Origin of the sequence: Rhizobium sp. GCM10022189 (genome assembly GCF_042656325.1) — a bacterium.
GTDB lineage: Bacteria > Pseudomonadota > Alphaproteobacteria > Rhizobiales > Rhizobiaceae > Rhizobium.
The window spans coordinates 355,768-371,145 of record NZ_JBHSOR010000049.1 but is presented as its reverse complement, the minus strand read 5'-3'; the positions used below and the strand labels follow the sequence as shown (position 1 = coordinate 371,145).

The 15,378-nt window shown below is 61.3% G+C and carries 17 protein-coding genes and 1 pseudogene; 10 read left to right on the top strand and 8 right to left on the bottom strand.

Features of this window, described 5'->3' with window-relative positions:
- Window positions 1-63 precede the first annotated feature (63 nt).
- Together ACFPWW_RS22915 and ACFPWW_RS22910 are read left to right on the top strand one after the other, a co-directional pair.
- On the top strand, window positions 64-693 hold the full coding sequence (locus ACFPWW_RS22915) for a DNA-3-methyladenine glycosylase I (protein ID WP_112754876.1): 630 nt from the start codon (window positions 64-66) through the stop codon (window positions 691-693).
- The gene (locus tag ACFPWW_RS22910) at window positions 690-1,175 is read left to right on the top strand and encodes a hypothetical protein (RefSeq protein ID WP_377313305.1); all 486 of its coding nucleotides are present in this window, start codon (window positions 690-692) and stop codon (window positions 1,173-1,175) included. Before ACFPWW_RS22915 ends, ACFPWW_RS22910 begins: the two co-directional genes overlap by 4 nt.
- Before the next feature lie 8 nt (window positions 1,176-1,183).
- Here the strand turns inward: ACFPWW_RS22910 and ACFPWW_RS22905 are convergent, their stop codons facing one another.
- Complete coding sequence (locus ACFPWW_RS22905) at window positions 1,184-1,888, bottom strand: HAD family hydrolase (protein ID WP_377313303.1); 705 nt, start codon at window positions 1,886-1,888, stop codon at window positions 1,184-1,186.
- Between the two features lie 241 nt (window positions 1,889-2,129).
- On the opposite strand from ACFPWW_RS22905, the gene ACFPWW_RS22900 reads away from it, so the two are divergent.
- The gene (locus ACFPWW_RS22900; RefSeq protein WP_377313301.1) at window positions 2,130-3,179 is read left to right on the top strand and encodes an aldo/keto reductase; all 1,050 of its coding nucleotides are present in this window, start codon (window positions 2,130-2,132) and stop codon (window positions 3,177-3,179) included.
- A 69-nt stretch (window positions 3,180-3,248) separates the two neighbouring features.
- Here ACFPWW_RS22900 and ACFPWW_RS22895 read toward each other — a convergent pair whose 3' ends face one another.
- The 3 genes and pseudogenes from ACFPWW_RS22895 to ACFPWW_RS22885 all read right to left on the bottom strand — a co-directional run bounded on the left by ACFPWW_RS22895 (window position 3,249) and on the right by ACFPWW_RS22885 (window position 4,842).
- Window positions 3,249-3,608, bottom strand: coding sequence for a DUF305 domain-containing protein (locus tag ACFPWW_RS22895; protein ID WP_377313299.1), 360 nt, complete (start codon window positions 3,606-3,608; stop codon window positions 3,249-3,251).
- A gap of 69 nt (window positions 3,609-3,677) precedes the next feature.
- On the bottom strand, window positions 3,678-4,043 hold the full coding sequence (locus tag ACFPWW_RS22890; protein WP_377313297.1) for a hypothetical protein: 366 nt from the start codon (window positions 4,041-4,043) through the stop codon (window positions 3,678-3,680).
- 40 nt (window positions 4,044-4,083) lie between these two features.
- Window positions 4,084-4,842, bottom strand: a pseudogene (locus tag ACFPWW_RS22885) (hypothetical protein).
- A gap of 135 nt (window positions 4,843-4,977) precedes the next feature.
- Here ACFPWW_RS22885 and hisS point away from each other — a divergent pair.
- From hisS to hisG, 3 genes are all read left to right on the top strand, one after another.
- Complete coding sequence (hisS, locus tag ACFPWW_RS22880; RefSeq protein ID WP_377313295.1) at window positions 4,978-6,501, top strand: histidine--tRNA ligase; 1,524 nt, start codon at window positions 4,978-4,980, stop codon at window positions 6,499-6,501.
- 174 nt (window positions 6,502-6,675) lie between these two features.
- On the top strand, window positions 6,676-7,797 hold the full coding sequence (locus ACFPWW_RS22875; protein WP_112754882.1) for an ATP phosphoribosyltransferase regulatory subunit: 1,122 nt from the start codon (window positions 6,676-6,678) through the stop codon (window positions 7,795-7,797).
- On the top strand, window positions 7,794-8,489 hold the full coding sequence (gene hisG / locus ACFPWW_RS22870) for an ATP phosphoribosyltransferase (protein WP_112571000.1): 696 nt from the start codon (window positions 7,794-7,796) through the stop codon (window positions 8,487-8,489). Before ACFPWW_RS22875 ends, hisG begins: the two co-directional genes overlap by 4 nt.
- Before the next feature lie 71 nt (window positions 8,490-8,560).
- Here the strand turns inward: hisG and ACFPWW_RS22865 are convergent, their stop codons facing one another.
- Window positions 8,561-9,010 carry a DoxX family protein gene (locus ACFPWW_RS22865; RefSeq protein WP_112571002.1) on the bottom strand — a complete coding sequence of 150 codons (450 nt, stop codon included), beginning with the start codon at window positions 9,008-9,010 and terminating at the stop codon, window positions 8,561-8,563.
- Between the two features lie 204 nt (window positions 9,011-9,214).
- On the opposite strand from ACFPWW_RS22865, the gene ACFPWW_RS22860 reads away from it, so the two are divergent.
- Window positions 9,215-9,925: a glutathione binding-like protein gene (locus ACFPWW_RS22860; protein WP_377313292.1), complete on the top strand. Its 711-nt coding sequence runs from the start codon at window positions 9,215-9,217 to the stop codon at window positions 9,923-9,925.
- 74 nt (window positions 9,926-9,999) lie between these two features.
- On the opposite strand, the gene ACFPWW_RS22855 is transcribed toward ACFPWW_RS22860, so the two are convergent.
- A complete protein-coding gene (locus tag ACFPWW_RS22855) occupies window positions 10,000-10,446 on the bottom strand; it encodes a hypothetical protein (protein ID WP_112571057.1) in 447 nt (148 codons plus the stop codon).
- Window positions 10,447-10,642: 196 nt separating this feature from the next.
- On the opposite strand from ACFPWW_RS22855, the gene ACFPWW_RS22850 reads away from it, so the two are divergent.
- Complete coding sequence (locus ACFPWW_RS22850) at window positions 10,643-10,894, top strand: hypothetical protein (RefSeq protein WP_162706976.1); 252 nt, start codon at window positions 10,643-10,645, stop codon at window positions 10,892-10,894.
- A 315-nt stretch (window positions 10,895-11,209) separates the two neighbouring features.
- On the opposite strand, the gene groL is transcribed toward ACFPWW_RS22850, so the two are convergent.
- Complete coding sequence (groL, locus tag ACFPWW_RS22845) at window positions 11,210-12,847, bottom strand: chaperonin GroEL (RefSeq protein ID WP_112571007.1); 1,638 nt, start codon at window positions 12,845-12,847, stop codon at window positions 11,210-11,212.
- Window positions 12,848-12,903: 56 nt separating this feature from the next.
- Window positions 12,904-13,200, bottom strand: coding sequence for a co-chaperone GroES (gene groES, locus ACFPWW_RS22840; protein ID WP_112571009.1), 297 nt, complete (start codon window positions 13,198-13,200; stop codon window positions 12,904-12,906).
- A 309-nt stretch (window positions 13,201-13,509) separates the two neighbouring features.
- Here groES and ACFPWW_RS22835 point away from each other — a divergent pair, with 309 nt between their 5' ends.
- Together ACFPWW_RS22835 and ACFPWW_RS22830 are read left to right on the top strand one after the other, a co-directional pair.
- Window positions 13,510-14,358, top strand: a complete 849-nt coding sequence (locus tag ACFPWW_RS22835; RefSeq protein ID WP_112571011.1) for a TIGR01459 family HAD-type hydrolase — start codon at window positions 13,510-13,512, stop codon at window positions 14,356-14,358.
- Between the two features lie 14 nt (window positions 14,359-14,372).
- Window positions 14,373-15,377 carry a bifunctional riboflavin kinase/FAD synthetase gene (locus tag ACFPWW_RS22830; protein ID WP_112571013.1) on the top strand — a complete coding sequence of 335 codons (1,005 nt, stop codon included), beginning with the start codon at window positions 14,373-14,375 and terminating at the stop codon, window positions 15,375-15,377.
- The last annotated feature ends 1 nt before the right edge of the window (window position 15,378 follow it).

Below are 15,378 nucleotides of genomic sequence, written 5' to 3'. Positions count from 1 at the left end.
GGTTTGGAAAGAAGGTTTGCAAATGGTAAAGCCGGCTTTGCAGGCAGGAAACGAGAAGAAAACATGAGCGAAACCGGCATAGTGACAGGCGAAGACGGCAGGAAGCGCTGCCACTGGCATGCGAATCTGCCCGACTATCTGCGCTACCATGATGAGGAATGGGGCCGGCCCGTCACCGACGATATCAGGCTCTTCGAGAAGATCTGCCTCGAGGGCTTCCAGTCCGGTCTGTCCTGGCTGACCATCCTGCGCAAGCGTGAGAATTTCCGCGCTGCTTTCGCCGGCTTCGATTTCGAGAAAGTGGCGCGCTTCGGCGAGGAGGATATCGCCCGGTGCCTGGCCGATGCCGGCATCATCCGCCATCGCGGCAAGATCGTTTCGACCATCAACAATGCGCGCCGCGCGATCGACCTCAGACATGAATTCGGCTCGCTCGCCCGTTATTTCTGGAGCTATGAGCCGCGTGCCGAGGAGCGGCCGGCAATTGTCGACCGCGAGCATATCCTCGCCAATCCGACGACGGCGACCTCGGTGAGGATTTCCAAGGATTTGAAGAAGCGCGGCTGGACCTTTGTCGGGCCGACCACAATTTACGCTTTCATGCAGGCTATGGGTCTCGTCAACGATCATCTCGAAGGTTGTTTCTGCCGCGCGGAAGTGGAGGCGATGCGCGCTGCATTGGTACGCCCATGAAACCTGTTCTTGCCCTTGCCGCGGCACTTTTCCTTTCCGCTTCCGCCGCCCTGGCGCAGACGCCGCAGCTCGATCCCGGCGAGAAGCTGGAAAAGCTGCAGTTTCCGGCCGTCACCATGCAGCTGAAGGGCTGGACCAAGTTCGGCAACAGCCATGTCTATACGCTGCCGGTCCGCGCCGGCCAGCATGTCAGGATCAGTTTCGAGACCAAGAGCAAATTTGCTTTCCTGGCGATCTTCGACCTGTCGAAGCCGGATGACGAGGCCTTTTTCGGCACGGACGAGGATGGCGCCAGCTACGAGACGACGGTCAAGGAAAATGCCACCTGGCTGCTGCGTCCCTACTATTCCAAGGTTTCCCCGCGCCGCGGGCTGGGCGCGCCCTACAGCATTTTGATCGAGCCGCTTGCCGCCGCGCCCCAGCCGTCACAGCCCGCCCCCGAGCAACAGGAGCGGCCGTCGCTCTTTCCGAAGAGGCAGTAGCGCAAAACCTATTCCAGCGTGTCGATCAATCCGCGCAATTCACCGAGATGGCCGATCTTGCGGAAGCGCGGCGCCTCCTTCGGTTCCTCGACGCGTTCCAGCACCCAGGTCAGTTCGTGCGGCACGAAGACGCCGTAACTGCCGGCGGCGATGGCCGGCACGATATCGGATTTCAGCGAATTGCCGACCATCATCGCCCGTTCCGGCCCGTCCCCCACTTTGGAGAAGATGCGCCGGTAGGTGACGGCCGTCTTGTCCGAAACGATCTCCACCGCATCGAAATAATCGCCGAGCCCGGATTGGGCGAGCTTGCGCTCCTGGTCGAAAAGGTCGCCCTTGGTAATCAGCACCAGCAGATATTTCCCCGCCAGCGTCTCCAGCGTATCGCGCACATGCGGCAGCGTCTCGACCGGATGGGACAGAAGGTCGCGTCCGGTATCGAGGATCTTGGCGATCACGCTCGACGGCACCTTGCCCTCGGTGATTTCGATCGCCGTCTCGATCATCGACAGGGTGAAACCCTTGATGCCGAATCCGTAATGGGCGAGGTTGCGCTTTTCCGCTTCGAGAAGCCGCTCGGAAATCGTGGCGCTCTCGGCAAAATCGGCAAGAAGCCTGCGGAAATGCTCTTCTGTCAGCCGGTAATAATGTTCGTTCTGCCAGAGTGTATCATCGGCGTCGAAGCCGATCGTCGTCAATGGTCGGGCGGTCATATGCGCACCTTTATAAATATGAGAGGCAATCTATTCCCGGCCTGTGTCGAGACAAGGGCGTTGCCGCGGGTCGCGACGGATCGGCGTTCCGTTGAAAAACGCGAGGCGGCGACCTACATGAGAGGTGCCTCACCTTGCAGCCAGCCCCGGCTGTGCCTGTCACGCGCAGGCCAATAATCAAAAAATAGAGTTCAGCAGTCCGCAAGCCCCTATTGCGGCAGACACAAGGGAATTTCTCGACATGCGTTACAACCAACTCGGAAATACCGGACTTTTCGTATCTGAAATCTGCCTTGGCACCATGACTTTTGGTGAAGCCAAGGAGGGCTCCCTGTGGGGAGCCATCGCCGATGTCGACCAGAAGGCGGCCGATGAGATCGTCCGGCGCTCGCTCGATGCCGGCGTCAACTTCATCGATACTGCAGACGTTTATTCCTTTGGCGAATCCGAACGCCTGCTCGGCCAGGCGCTGAAGAATCTCGGCGTTCCGCGCAAGGATGTCGTCATCGCCACCAAGGTCTACGGTGTCATGGGCGACAAGCCGAACGACCGCGGCGCCTCGCGCGGCCATATCATGGATTCCGTCGAGGCGAGCCTTGAGCGCTTGCAGACCGACCATATCGATCTCTACCAGATCCACGCCACCGATCCGGTCACGCCGATCGACGAGACGCTGCGTGCGCTCGACGATCTCGTCTCTCGTGGCCTCGTGCGTTATGTCGGCGTGTCCAACTGGCAGGCCTGGCGCATCGCCAAGGCGCTCGGCATTTCCGAACGCAGGGACTATGCCCGCTTCGAGACCGTGCAGGCCTATTATTCGATCGCCGGCCGCGATCTCGAGCGCGATATCGTGCCGCTCCTGCAAGAAGAAAAGCTCGGCCTCATGGTCTGGTCGCCGCTCGCCGGCGGCCTGCTCTCGGGCAAATACGGCCCGGGCGCACCGGGCAGCGGCGAGGGCCGCCGCGCCAATTTCGACTTCCCGCCCGTCGACAGCGATCGCGCCTGGGCCTGCGTTGCCGTCATGCGCGAGATTGCCGGCAAACATGGCGTCAGCGTCGCCACCGTGGCGCTGGCCTATATTCTCGCCAAGCCCTTCGTGACGACCGTCATCATCGGCGCCAAGCGTGTCGACCAGCTCGACCAGAACCTTGCCGCCGTCAAGCTGAAGCTCGATGCCGACGACATGAAACGGCTCGACGAGGTGAGCGCGCTTGCACCGGAATATCCGGGCTGGATGCTGACCCGCCAGGCCGCCGCCCGCCGCCCGGTCGATTTCGAGCCCAAGGCCTGATCAAGCCGAAACCGGATTGAACAAAGGACCGCCGTTCCCGCGGCGGTCCTCGCATTTTGGACCGAAGAATTACTTCGCGTGCGCCTTCAGCCAGGCATTCATTTCGGCGATTTCGGCTTCCTGCGCCTTGATGACGCCTTCCGCAAGCTTGCGGATTTCGGGATCTTTCCCGTATTGCAGCTCGATCTTGGCCATGTCGATCGCTCCCTGGTGATGCGGGATCATGCTGCGAACGAAATCGACATCGGTATCGCCACTCAGTTTGATCATCATATCCTTGTGCATCCTGTCATTGGCCTCGGTAAAGGCCTGGCTGGACGGGCTGTGGCCGCCCATGTGCTTGGACATGTCCATGGCCGGCATATCCTCGGCGAAAGCCGGCGCGGCAAAGGCGATCAGTGCGGAAAGTGCGATGATTTTCAGAGACATGAGTATTCCTTCCTCTGTCTGACAATAGGTTCTGGCGGCGGCAGGGCTGCCGTTCTCAAGAAGGGGACGTCAGACGAAACGGGGAGGCGGCGCCTGCGGTGCAGGCCTGTTGTCGCTCAGCGCTCGGTCGAGTGCCGGAGAAGGATAGGCGAAAACATGCCTGCCGCCATCGGCAAGCAGATCGGCCGGCGGCAGCACCAGGCAGGCCGCGCAAAGCGGCATATGGGCGACACCCGTGGCGCACGGGTCCTTCGCGGATCTGTCCTTGGCCGCCATCTCGGGCATCGTCATGCCTTCCATGTGGTGATGCGCCACGCTCGCCTTGGCCTGAACCTGCATGGTCATCGAGGCACAGGTCGGACAGCCCGCCCATGCCGACAGGGTGCCGTAGACCAGCCAGGCGAAGATCATGCTTATGAGGGCGAAAGCGCGCATGGGCAAAACATAGGCGGGTGCGGATGAAAAGCCAAGCGGCTCACCAGCCGGCAATGACTTTGTGAACGATCTGGTAGTCGCGGCTCTCCTCGCCAAGCGGTGCCACGGGCCAGTCTCAGCGGACCTTCGCCTCGGGTAGCGCCACGCCATGCATCAGGTCGGCTTCTTCCTGCACTTTGCCGGTGCGGTCGATGACGGCATAGGAAATGTCGGTCACAAGGCAGGTCCGGCAGGGCAGGTCGGAAAGCCCCTGAATATGCGCCGCGATCAGACGTTCCACCGTGTCCGCAGGCATGTCCGAAGGGGCGTCTGCCTCGTAGCGTCGTTTGATTCCCCGGCCGATCTGCGAGAGCAGGTTGGCGGAAACGACGAAATCGAGATAGGGCACGCTGCGCAGGAAGCCGAGCGGTTCCACATCCCTCCCTGCCTTCAGGTCGTCATAACCCGAGAGATCGCGTTCGATCAGCCGCACGTTGCGGTAGCCCTTGGCCTTCAGCCACAGGCGCACGGAGGCCAGATGCACGAGATCGACGAGCACGACCGTATCGAAACTTGCTGCCAGATCCCCGATCGGCACGTCCCTCAGCAGGCCGGAGCCGAGCACGACGGCGGTTCGCCGCTGCCGAAGATCGCTCATCGCGGCCCGCATGGCGTCCTTGCTGCTCGCCTCATGCGCCGCCCAGGCCCGCCCGCAACGGCCGGCGCGCGACCAGAGATTGACCGAATAGCGCACGAAGCGGCGGTAGGCGCGGCCGGTGAGCGCCGCCGTGGCGAGATACTGAAGCGCTTCCGCGATCATGGCGATATCCTGGCAACAGGTCCTTTCCGCATCGATCCATCGATTCTGGGCGCCATATCAAGACCCTTGCCCTTGCCGCTAACCGCCCAATCCGCTAGGAAACCGCCACTGTCACATATGTGGAAATCCCCCGAAATGAACGACAAGCAGAAGAAACCGCAAAAGCTCAAGGCCCGCCTTCCGCGCGGCTTCGTCGACCGCTCCGCAGCCGATCTCCGCGCCGTCAACGAAATGACCGCGAAGATCCGCGAGGTCTACGAGCATTATGGTTTCGATCCGGTCGAAACGCCGCTGCTTGAATATACCGACGCGCTCGGCAAGTTCCTGCCCGACAGTGATCGCCCGAACGAGGGCGTCTTCTCGCTGCAGGACGACGACGAGCAGTGGATGTCGCTGCGTTACGACCTGACGGCGCCGCTTGCCCGTCACGTCGCCGAGAATTTCAACGAGATCCAGCTTCCCTATCGCACCTATCGCGCCGGCTACGTGTTCCGCAACGAGAAGCCGGGTCCGGGCCGTTTCCGCCAGTTCATGCAGTTCGATGCCGATACGGTCGGCGCGCCGGGCGTCCAGGCCGATGCCGAAATGTGCATGATGATGTCCGATACGCTGGAAGCGCTCGGCATCAAGCGCGGCGACTATGTGATCCGCGTCAACAACCGCAAGGTTCTGGACGGCGTGCTGGAAGCGATCGGTCTCGGCGGCGACGACAAGGCCGGCCAGCGCCTCAACGTGCTGCGCGCCATCGACAAGCTCGACAAGTTCGGCCCGGAAGGTGTGGCCCTGCTGCTCGGCCCCGGCCGCAAGGATGAGTCCGGTGACTTCACCAAGGGTGCCGGCCTCGACCAGAGCCAGATCGACAAGGTGCTCTTCTTCGTCGGCATCAAGGATTATGCTGAAAGTGCAGCCCAGCTCGCCGAGCTGGTCGCCGGCACGAGCAAGGGCGTCGAAGGCGTCGAGGAACTGAATTTCATCGGTGCGCTCGTCAACAGCGCCGGTTACCAGTCCGACCGCATCAAGATCGATCCCTCTGTCGTGCGCGGCCTCGAATATTATACCGGCCCGGTCTACGAGGCCGAGCTGCTCTTCGACGTCACCAACGAAAAGGGCGAAAAGGTCGTCTTCGGTTCCGTCGGCGGCGGCGGCCGGTATGACGGTCTCGTTTCCCGCTTCATGGGCCAGCCGGTTCCGGCGACGGGATTCTCGATCGGCGTCTCGCGCCTGATGACGGCGCTGAAGAACCTTGGCAAGCTCGGCCAGCAGGACATTATCGAACCGGTCCTCGTCACCGTCATGGATGGCGATGTCGAGGCCATGGGCCGCTACCAGCGCTTCACGCAGCAGCTTCGTGCCGCCGGCATCCGCGCCGAGATGTTCCAGGGCAACTGGAAGAAGTTCGGCAACCAGCTGAAATATGCCGACCGCCGCGGCTGCCCGATCGCCATCATCCAGGGCGGCGACGAGCGCGCTGAGGGCGTCGTCCAGATCAAGGATCTCATCGAGGGCAAGCGCCTCTCCGGCGAGATCGAGGACAACACGACCTGGCGCGAGGCGCGCGTGGCCCAGGAAACCGTTGCCGAAGCTGATCTGATCGCCAAGGTGAAGGAAATCCTCGCCGCCCAGGCGGAGGACCGGAAGAGGGCTGCGAATGCGCAGTAAACCCCTCCCCAACCCCTCCCCACAAGGGGGAGGGGCTTATCGTGGCACCGTCCGGCCCAAAGCAGCATTTGCTCACCCCTCAACGTTTCTGACTTCGCGGGGCGAGCGCTCCAAGTTAACCCCTCCCACCTGTGGGGAGGGGTTGGGGAGGGGACTTTACCCCGGAGCACAACCATGCCCCTGATCAACCTCCCTGATTTCTCCGGCGAGCTTCTGGACGAGTTTTCCGCCCGCAAGGCGGAGCGCATCGACACACCGGTCATCCAGCCGGCCGAACCCTTTCTCGATATCGCCGGCGAAGATCTTCGCCGGCGCATCTTCATGACGGAAAGCGAAACCGGCGCCAGCCTGTGCCTGCGCCCGGAATTCACCATTCCCGTCTGTCTGCGCCATATCGAGAGCGCCACGGGCACGCCGAAGCGCTATTCCTATCTCGGCGAGGTCTTCCGCCAGCGCCGGGACGGCAGCAACGAATTCTATCAGGCCGGCATCGAAGACCTCGGCGATATCAACCTTGCCAGCGCCGATGCCCGCGCGATCGGCGATGCCGTCGGCATCCTCTGCCGCCTGCTGCCCGGCCGGCCACTCTCCGTCACCATCGGCGATCAGGCCGTGTTCGAGGCCGTGGTGCAGGCGCTCGGCCTGCCGCTCGGCTGGCAGAAGCGGCTGATCCACGCCTTCGGCAACATGATCCGGCTCGAGAGCCTGCTGGCGAGCCTCGTCAGCCCGCAATTCGTCACCGGCCTGGACGACAAGGTCGCAGCCCTCGCTGGCCTCGAGGATGAGACGCCGCTGATCGCCTATATCGACGAGACGATGCAGGCGACCGGCTATTCCACCAATGCCAGCCGCTCGCCGCAGGAAATTGCCCGGCGGCTCAAGGAAAAGCTCGTGCTCTCCGAGACCCGTCTCGATGACGCGGCCTTCCATGTGCTGGAACAGTTCCTGTCGCTCAACGTGCCGCTGGTCAACGCATCCGCATCGCTTGCGCATTTCGCCGATGCGGCAGGGCTGAAGCTCGGCAACGCATTGGCACGTTTCGACGGACGCGTGGCGGCGCTTTCCAATGCCGGCGTCGATCTCTCGCTCATCGAATACCGTGCCGCTTTCGGCCGTCCGCTCGATTATTATACCGGCCTCGTCTTCGAGGTGATGGTGGAAGGCTCTTCGGCTGTTCTGGCCGGTGGCGGCCGTTTCGACAGGCTGATGACCTTCCTCGGCGCCAGGGACCGTATTCCCGCCGTCGGCTTCTCCCTCTGGCTCGACCGTATCGAAACCGAAAGGGCAGCCGCATGACGATCACGATCGCGCTTCCCTCCAAAGGCCGCATGAAGGACGACTGCTCGGCGATCTTCGAGCGCGCCGGCCTGAAAATCTATGCCGTCGGCAACGACCGCTCCTATCGCGGCCGCGTCGAAGGCTGGGACGATGTGGAAATCGCCTTCCTCTCGGCCTCGGAAATTTCCCGCGAACTCGGCAACGGTTCGATCGATTTCGGCGTCACCGGCGAAGACCTCGTGCGCGAGGGGCTGGCGGAGGCCGACAAGCGGGTGGAATTCTGCGCCCGGCTCGGCTTCGGCCATGCTGATGTCGTCGTGGCCGTGCCGGAAATCTGGCTGGATGTCGATACGATGGCCGATCTCGTTGACGTCGCCGCCGATTTCCGCGCCCGTCACGGCCGGCGCCTGGCGATCGCCACGAAATATTGGCGGCTCACACAGCAGTTCTTCTCCAGCCAGCACGGCATCCAGCTCTACCGCATCGTCGAAAGCCTCGGCGCCACCGAAGGCGCGCCTGCCTCCGGCTCGGCCGATATCATCGTCGATATCACCTCGACCGGCTCGACGCTGCGCGCCAACCACCTCAAGGTGCTTTCCGACGGCGTCATCCTGCGCTCGGAAGCCTGCCTCGTGCGCGCCCGCAAGGATGCCCATGCCGATACGCCGACGGCAAACGCGATTGTCGAGGCCGTGCGCTCGGTTCTCTGATTTCAGATTTTCTGACAAAGAAATCCCGCCGTCTTTCGACGGCGGGTTCTGCATGCATGCGAGGACGTTTGTTAGCGGGCTGCGACGGCCTGCGGGCCGCGGCGGGCGTCGAGCGAATAGGCGCCTGCGCCGTTGGTGGCGAGCATGATATAGGCGCCGGCAAGCGTGATGTTCTTCAGGAAGTTCACGAAGTTCAGGCCGTTGATCCAGCCGTTTGCCGCAGCCGGGAAGTCAGGAACGTTGACGGTCGGCAGGTGGAAGACGATGCCGGTGAACACGCAGAATGCGGCAATCAGCCAGCCCGTGTAACGAACCTGATAGCCGATGAGCACCGAAAGGCCCATGACGAGTTCGAAAATGCCGGCAAGGTAGGTGAGTGCGGTCGAAGCCGGAAGGCCGGCGCCGGCGATCATGCCCGCGGTGGCTGCCGGATCGGTCACTTTGCCGAAGCCGGCAAAAATGAACATGAAGGACAGGAGGATGCGGGCGAGAAGGATAAGGACGTTGTTCGTATTCGACATGGACGTTGCTCCGTTGAATGGCTCTTGAGGTCTTGATGCCCCGGTACCGTGTTGGACCTCGTGTGCAACCTATTTCGCCTTTTTCCGGCGTCAGGGAAAGATAAACGGCAGCGGACAGTTTGTTCACTAATAGGAGACGATCAGGCGGCTTGCCTTGCATGGCGGCGGTCTTCTATGGTCGCCACCTCACCCAAGGAGAAACCGATGGCAGATCTTTCCGCATTTCCGATCACCAGCCGCTGGCCGGCGAAAAACCCCGACATTATCCAGCTTTATTCGCTTCAGACGCCGAACGGCGTGAAGATCTCGGTAGCCCTTGAAGAGCTCGGTCTGCCTTATGAGCCCCACTATGTCTCCTTCGCGACGACAGACCAGAAGACGGCTGAATTCGTCTCGCTGAACCCGAACGGCCGAATTCCGGCAATCATAGATCCCAACGGTCCGGATAGAAAGCCGATAGGCCTTTTCGAATCCGGCGCCATCCTGCTCTATCTGGCGGAAAAGACCGGCAAGCTCATTCCGGCCGATGCGGCGGGGCGCTACGAAACCATCCAGTGGGTCTTTTTCCAGATGGCCGGCATCGGCCCGATGTTCGGCCAGTTCGGCCATTTCTACAAGGCCGCCGCCGACAAGGTCGCCAACAATCCCTACCCGGTGGAGCGCTATCGCGACGAGGCCAAGCGCCTGCTCGGCATCCTGGAAAATCGTCTGCAGGGGCGCCAGTGGATCATGGGCGACGAATACACGATCGCCGACATCACCACGTTCCCGTGGATCCGCGGCGCCGATATTTTCTACGGCGGCCGCGAAGTTCTGGAATATGCGAAATTCCCCGCCGTCATGGACTGGCTGCAGCGCTGCATTGCGCGCCCGGCGAGCGAGAAGGGGCTGAACATTCCGGTGAAGCCGGTCTGAGCACCTTGCTCGGCGTCGAAAATAGAAAAGGCCGATCGCAAGACCGGCCTTTTTCTTGAAATCGTGCCGGCAGCTTACTGGCGGCTGGCGATCTGGCTGCTACCTTCCAGCTTGAAGCGGGGGAAGACGAAAACGCCGACCATGCTGCCGCTGTACTTTTCTTCCAGCCCGTTGGACTCGCCCATGCAGAAGAGCGGCTGGCGGAAGCCGTTCGGCATGATGATGGTGGTCGAAAAACAGAAGGATGAGGACAGCGTGGCCGCCTGTTCGAAGAGTTGCAGCACGTGGTTGCGGTCCTTGCCGTCGTAGCAGCGCACGAGGCTCAGAAGGCCGCATTCCTGCGCCGAGAGACCGTGCAGCATCGCGCTCCACTCCCCGAGCTTTATTACGCCGGTCGAAAAGTCTCCGATCCAGCTTTCGGATACGGAGAACTGCGCCAACATGTCGTGATTGTGATTATTGTAGTCCAGCGAGCCGGGTATCAAAGGTGCGGCAGCATTGGCTTTGGCGATCTTAAACAAGGCGTTCCCCAGTTCGGGCGCGGCTTCCATGCCGCGCACTCGGCAAACACAAAGAAACAGGATCACGTAGCGCCAGGCATCATGCCTGTGCTTGTACCTTGCGAAAACAAGCTTTCGGCCCGGCACCAGATGGCTGCCGCCGAGTACCTCTCGCAAGGTTTACTCTCATATGTTCGCGGAGACCTTCGAAGCCCGAATGTTCACGCTTGGCCTTTGGCGCGTTCCGGTCTCGTCTGCGGCGAGCTTCATCCGGGCCGAACGTCAATTGCAGCGCGGATTTATAGGAGCTTTTGCGCAAACGGCAACGGCTTTTTCGGGGGCGTTGGCATGGCGTTATGGTCAGGATTTTCCGTGGATTTGCAGGTTTTCAGCCAATTTCGTGGCCGGTATTCAGCTTCACGCGCTGTGGAAACGGTTTCACTCGCGGCAAAACATGCAATCCTCGTAAATTATGCGCCTTGTCGGCGAATTCTTCGCAAGTGAAGAAATGTGCGGCAACGCAAGCTTCGCGAAAGCCTCGGATAAAAACTTGGCTCCAGAGGGCAAGTTAAACGTTCAAGTGGCCCGTAAATGCGGTGTTTTTCGAATCGCTTGAATAAAAAGGGCGGCCCGAAGACCGCCCCTCCTGAACTGGATGGTTCAGATGCATGACCCAGGGGTCTTACATCATGTCCATACCGCCCGTTCAGCGCGCTTGTCGCGCTGAACCACCTTTGGATGATGGGCGGTTTCATGGACGCTGGTGCAAGACGCCTCTGGCGTCTTACATCATGTCCATACCGCCCATGCCGCCCATGCCGCCCGGCATTGCCGGAGCGTCCTTCTTCGGCAGCTCGGCGATCATGGCTTCCGTGGTGATCAGCAGCGAAGCAACCGAAGCTGCGTTCTGCAGAGCCGTGCGGACAACCTTGACCGGGTCGACGATGCCGAGCTGGATCAGGTCGCCATATTCGCCGGTCTGGGCGTTGTAGCCGTAGTTGTCTTCGTTCTTGTCGAGGATCTTGCCGACAACGATCGAAGCTTCGTCGCCTGCGTTTTCAGCGATCTGGCGAACCAGAGCCTGGAGGGCGCGGCGAACGATGTTGATGCCGGCTTCCTGGTCCTCGTTGGCGCCCTTGGCCTTGATCTTGGTGGAAGAACGCAGCAGAGCGACGCCGCCGCCCGGTACGATACCTTCCTGAACAGCAGCGCGCGTCGCGTTGAGGGCGTCGTCGATGCGGTCCTTCTTTTCCTTTACTTCGACTTCCGTCGAACCGCCGACGCGGATAACGGCAACACCGCCGGCGAGCTTGGCAAGACGTTCCTGCAGCTTTTCGCGGTCGTAGTCGGAGGTGGTTTCTTCGATCTGGGCCTTGATCTGGGCAACACGGCCTTCGATGTCGGCCTTGGAGCCGGCGCCGTCGACGATCGTGGTGTTTTCCTTGGAGATCGAGACCTTCTTGGTGCGGCCGAGCATGTCGAGCGTGACCGACTCGAGCTTGATGCCGAGGTCTTCGGAGATGACGGTGCCGCCCGTCAGGATGGCGATGTCTTCGAGCATGGCCTTGCGGCGGTCGCCGAAGCCCGGAGCCTTGACAGCAGCAATCTTCAGGCCGCCGCGCAGCTTGTTGACGACGAGCGTTGCAAGAGCTTCGCCTTCGACGTCTTCAGCGATGATGAGGAGCGGCTTGCCGGTCTGAACGACAGCTTCGAGAACCGGGAGCATGGACTGCAGGTTCGAGAGCTTCTTTTCGTGCAGGAGGATGAAGGCGTCTTCGAGGTCAGCAACCATCTTTTCCGGGTTGGTGACGAAGTAGGGGCTGAGATAGCCGCGGTCGAACTGCATGCCTTCGACGACTTCGAGTTCGGTTTCGGCGGTCTTGGCTTCTTCGACGGTGATAACGCCTTCGTTGCCGACCTTCTGCATTGCTTCGGCAATGTCGAGACCGATCTGCTTTTCGCCGTTTGCGGAGATCGTGCCGACCTGGGCAACTTCTTCCGACGTGTTGATCTTCTTGGCCTTGGCCTGGAGATCCTTGACGACTTCAGCAACAGCGAGGTCGATACCGCGCTTGAGGTCCATCGGGTTCATGCCGGCGGCAACTGCCTTTGCGCCTTCGCGAACGATGGCCTGTGCGAGAACCGTTGCAGTCGTGGTGCCGTCGCCGGCGACGTCGTTGGTCTTCGAAGCAACTTCGCGGACCATCTGGGCGCCCATGTTTTCGAACTTGTCTTCAAGTTCGATTTCCTTGGCGACCGAAACACCGTCCTTGGTGATGCGCGGAGCGCCGAAGGACTTGTCGATAACGACGTTGCGGCCCTTCGGACCGAGGGTTACCTTCACTGCGTCAGCGAGGATATCGACGCCGCGCAGCATCTTTTCGCGCGCGCCGCGGCCGAATTTTACTTCTTTAGCTGCCATTTTGAGAACTCCAAAAAAGGGGTGTCAGCGATATCAGATGAAAGACAACCGGCCGATCAGCCGATGATGCCCATGATGTCGGCTTCCTTCATGATCAGAAGGTCTTCGCCGTTGATCTTGACTTCCGTGCCCGACCACTTGCCGAACAGAACGCGGTCGCCGGCCTTGACATCAAGCGGAACGACCTTGCCGGACTCGTCGCGAGCGCCGGTGCCGACAGCGACGATTTCGCCTTCCTGCGGCTTTTCCTTAGCGGTATCCGGGATGATGATGCCGCCCTTGGTCTTCTCTTCGGATTCAACGCGACGGACGACGACGCGATCGTGAAGCGGACGGAAATTGGTGCTTGCCATTGTCTAATCCCTCGATCAAATGACATCTGCGGACCGGGGTGGCCCACATGGAGGATGTTAGCACTCAACTCCCGTGAGTGCTAGCGCCGTGCATTTAGGGATGGCTCCGGAAGGAGTCAAGAAGAGCCTTCACGGATTTTTGTGCCGGAATTGTGAAGAGGGCGGGATTTGTCCCGCGCCGCTTGCCGAACGTTGCGCACGTTCGGCTTTCCAGACTCTGACCTTCTTCCTCCGGGTGAGAAAATGCCTTGCCATTGAAGCCCGCCTTTGCAATGTCACCGATGGCTGAAAGCGAAGCAGGAAAGCGGAATGGCAAAGCGGATTGCGAACTTCTCCGAGATCACCGATCGATATGACGTGGTGCTCTGTGATGTCTGGGGTGTCGTCCATAACGGCGTCGATCCGTTTCCAAAAGCAGGCGAGGCGCTTGAGGCTGCCCGCGCCGCCGGCCTGACCGTCGTTCTCATCACCAATTCGCCGCGCGTCTCCTGGCAGGTCGTCGAGCAGCTGCGCCAGATCGGCGTGCCCGATGGCGCCTATGACCGCATCGTCACCTCTGGCGACGTCACCCGGGCGCTGATCGCCGAAGGTCCGCGCGAAGTCTTCCTGCTCGGCCCCGAGCGCGACAATCCGATCCTCGAAGGTCTCGATATCGAGCGCGCGCCCGCGGGCGAAGCCACCTCCGTCGTCTGCACCGGCTTCTTCGACGACGAGACGCAGACGCCGGAGGACTACACCGACATGCTCGTGGATTTCAAAGCCCGCAACGTGCCGATGATCTGCGCCAATCCCGATCTCGTGGTCGAGCGCGGCCACCGCATCATTCCCTGCGCCGGCGCCATGGCCGCCTATTACGAGCAGCTCGGCGGTTCCACCCGCATTGCCGGCAAGCCGCACCGGCCGATCTATGAGGCGACCCTTGCCGCTGCCCGCGAAGTGCGCGGCGATTTCCCGATCGACCGCGTTCTGGCGATCGGCGACGGCATGCCGACGGATGTGCGCGGCGCCTTGAATTATGGCCTCGACCTTCTCTACATCAGCGGCGGTATCCACGCGAAGGAATATACGCTTGATGGCGAGACCGACGAGGCGATCCTGCATGCCTATCTCGAACGGGAAAAAGCCGCACCCAAGTGGTGGATGCCGCGCCTCGCATAAGAGAAACGAAGCCGATGACCGTGTTCCACCGCAATGAAACCCGAGATCCGCTGCCCGAGCATCTGAAAGGCGGCGTCATCGCCATCGGCAATTTCGACGGCGTCCATCGCGGCCACCAGTCGGTGCTGAACCGGGCGCTTGAAATCGCAAGGGAGCGGGGCGTGCCCGCCCTGGTGCTGACTTTCGAGCCGCATCCGCGCACCGTCTTCAAACCGGATGCGCCCGTCTTCCGCCTGACGCCGGCGCCCTTCAAGGCGCGCATTCTGGAAGAGCTCGGCTTCAACGCCGTCATCGAATATCCTTTCGACCATGAATTCTCGCAGCGTTCGGCGGAAGATTTCATCCATTCCATCCTGAAGGACTGGCTCGGCGCATCGCAAGTCGTGACCGGTTTCGATTTCCATTTTGGCCGCGGCCGCGAGGGCGGGCCTGCCTTTCTGATGGATGCCGGCAACCGCTACGGTTTCGGCGTCACCTTGATCGATGCCTTCCGCGACGAAAATACCGACGTCGTTTCCTCCAGCCATATCCGCGCGCTCCTGAAGGAGGGCGATGTTTCGGCCGTCGCGGCCATGCTCGGCTATCATTATACGGTTGAGGCGCAGGTCATCGACGGCGAAAAGCTCGGCCGTCAGCTGGGCTTCCCGACCGCCAACATGCAGCTGCCGCCGGAGGCCGAACTGGCGGCCGGCATCTATGCCGTCCGCTTCCGTCTCGAAAACGGCAAGCTTTACGATGCGGTGGCAAGCTACGGCCGCCGCCCGACGGTGACGGAAAACGGCGCGCCGCTGCTCGAAACCTATCTCTTCGATTTCAGCGGCGATCTCTATGGCCAGATCTGCTCGGTCTCTTTCTTCGGCTATCTGCGCCCCGAGCTGAAATTCGACGGGCTCGACCCGCTCGTCGCGCAGATCAGGCGCGACGAGGAAGAGGCCAGAGCGCTTCTCTCAGGTGTCAGGCCGCTCGGCGAACTCGACAGGAAGCTCTGTTTCGAAAGCAATTCCGGCAAAACTGCGTAGC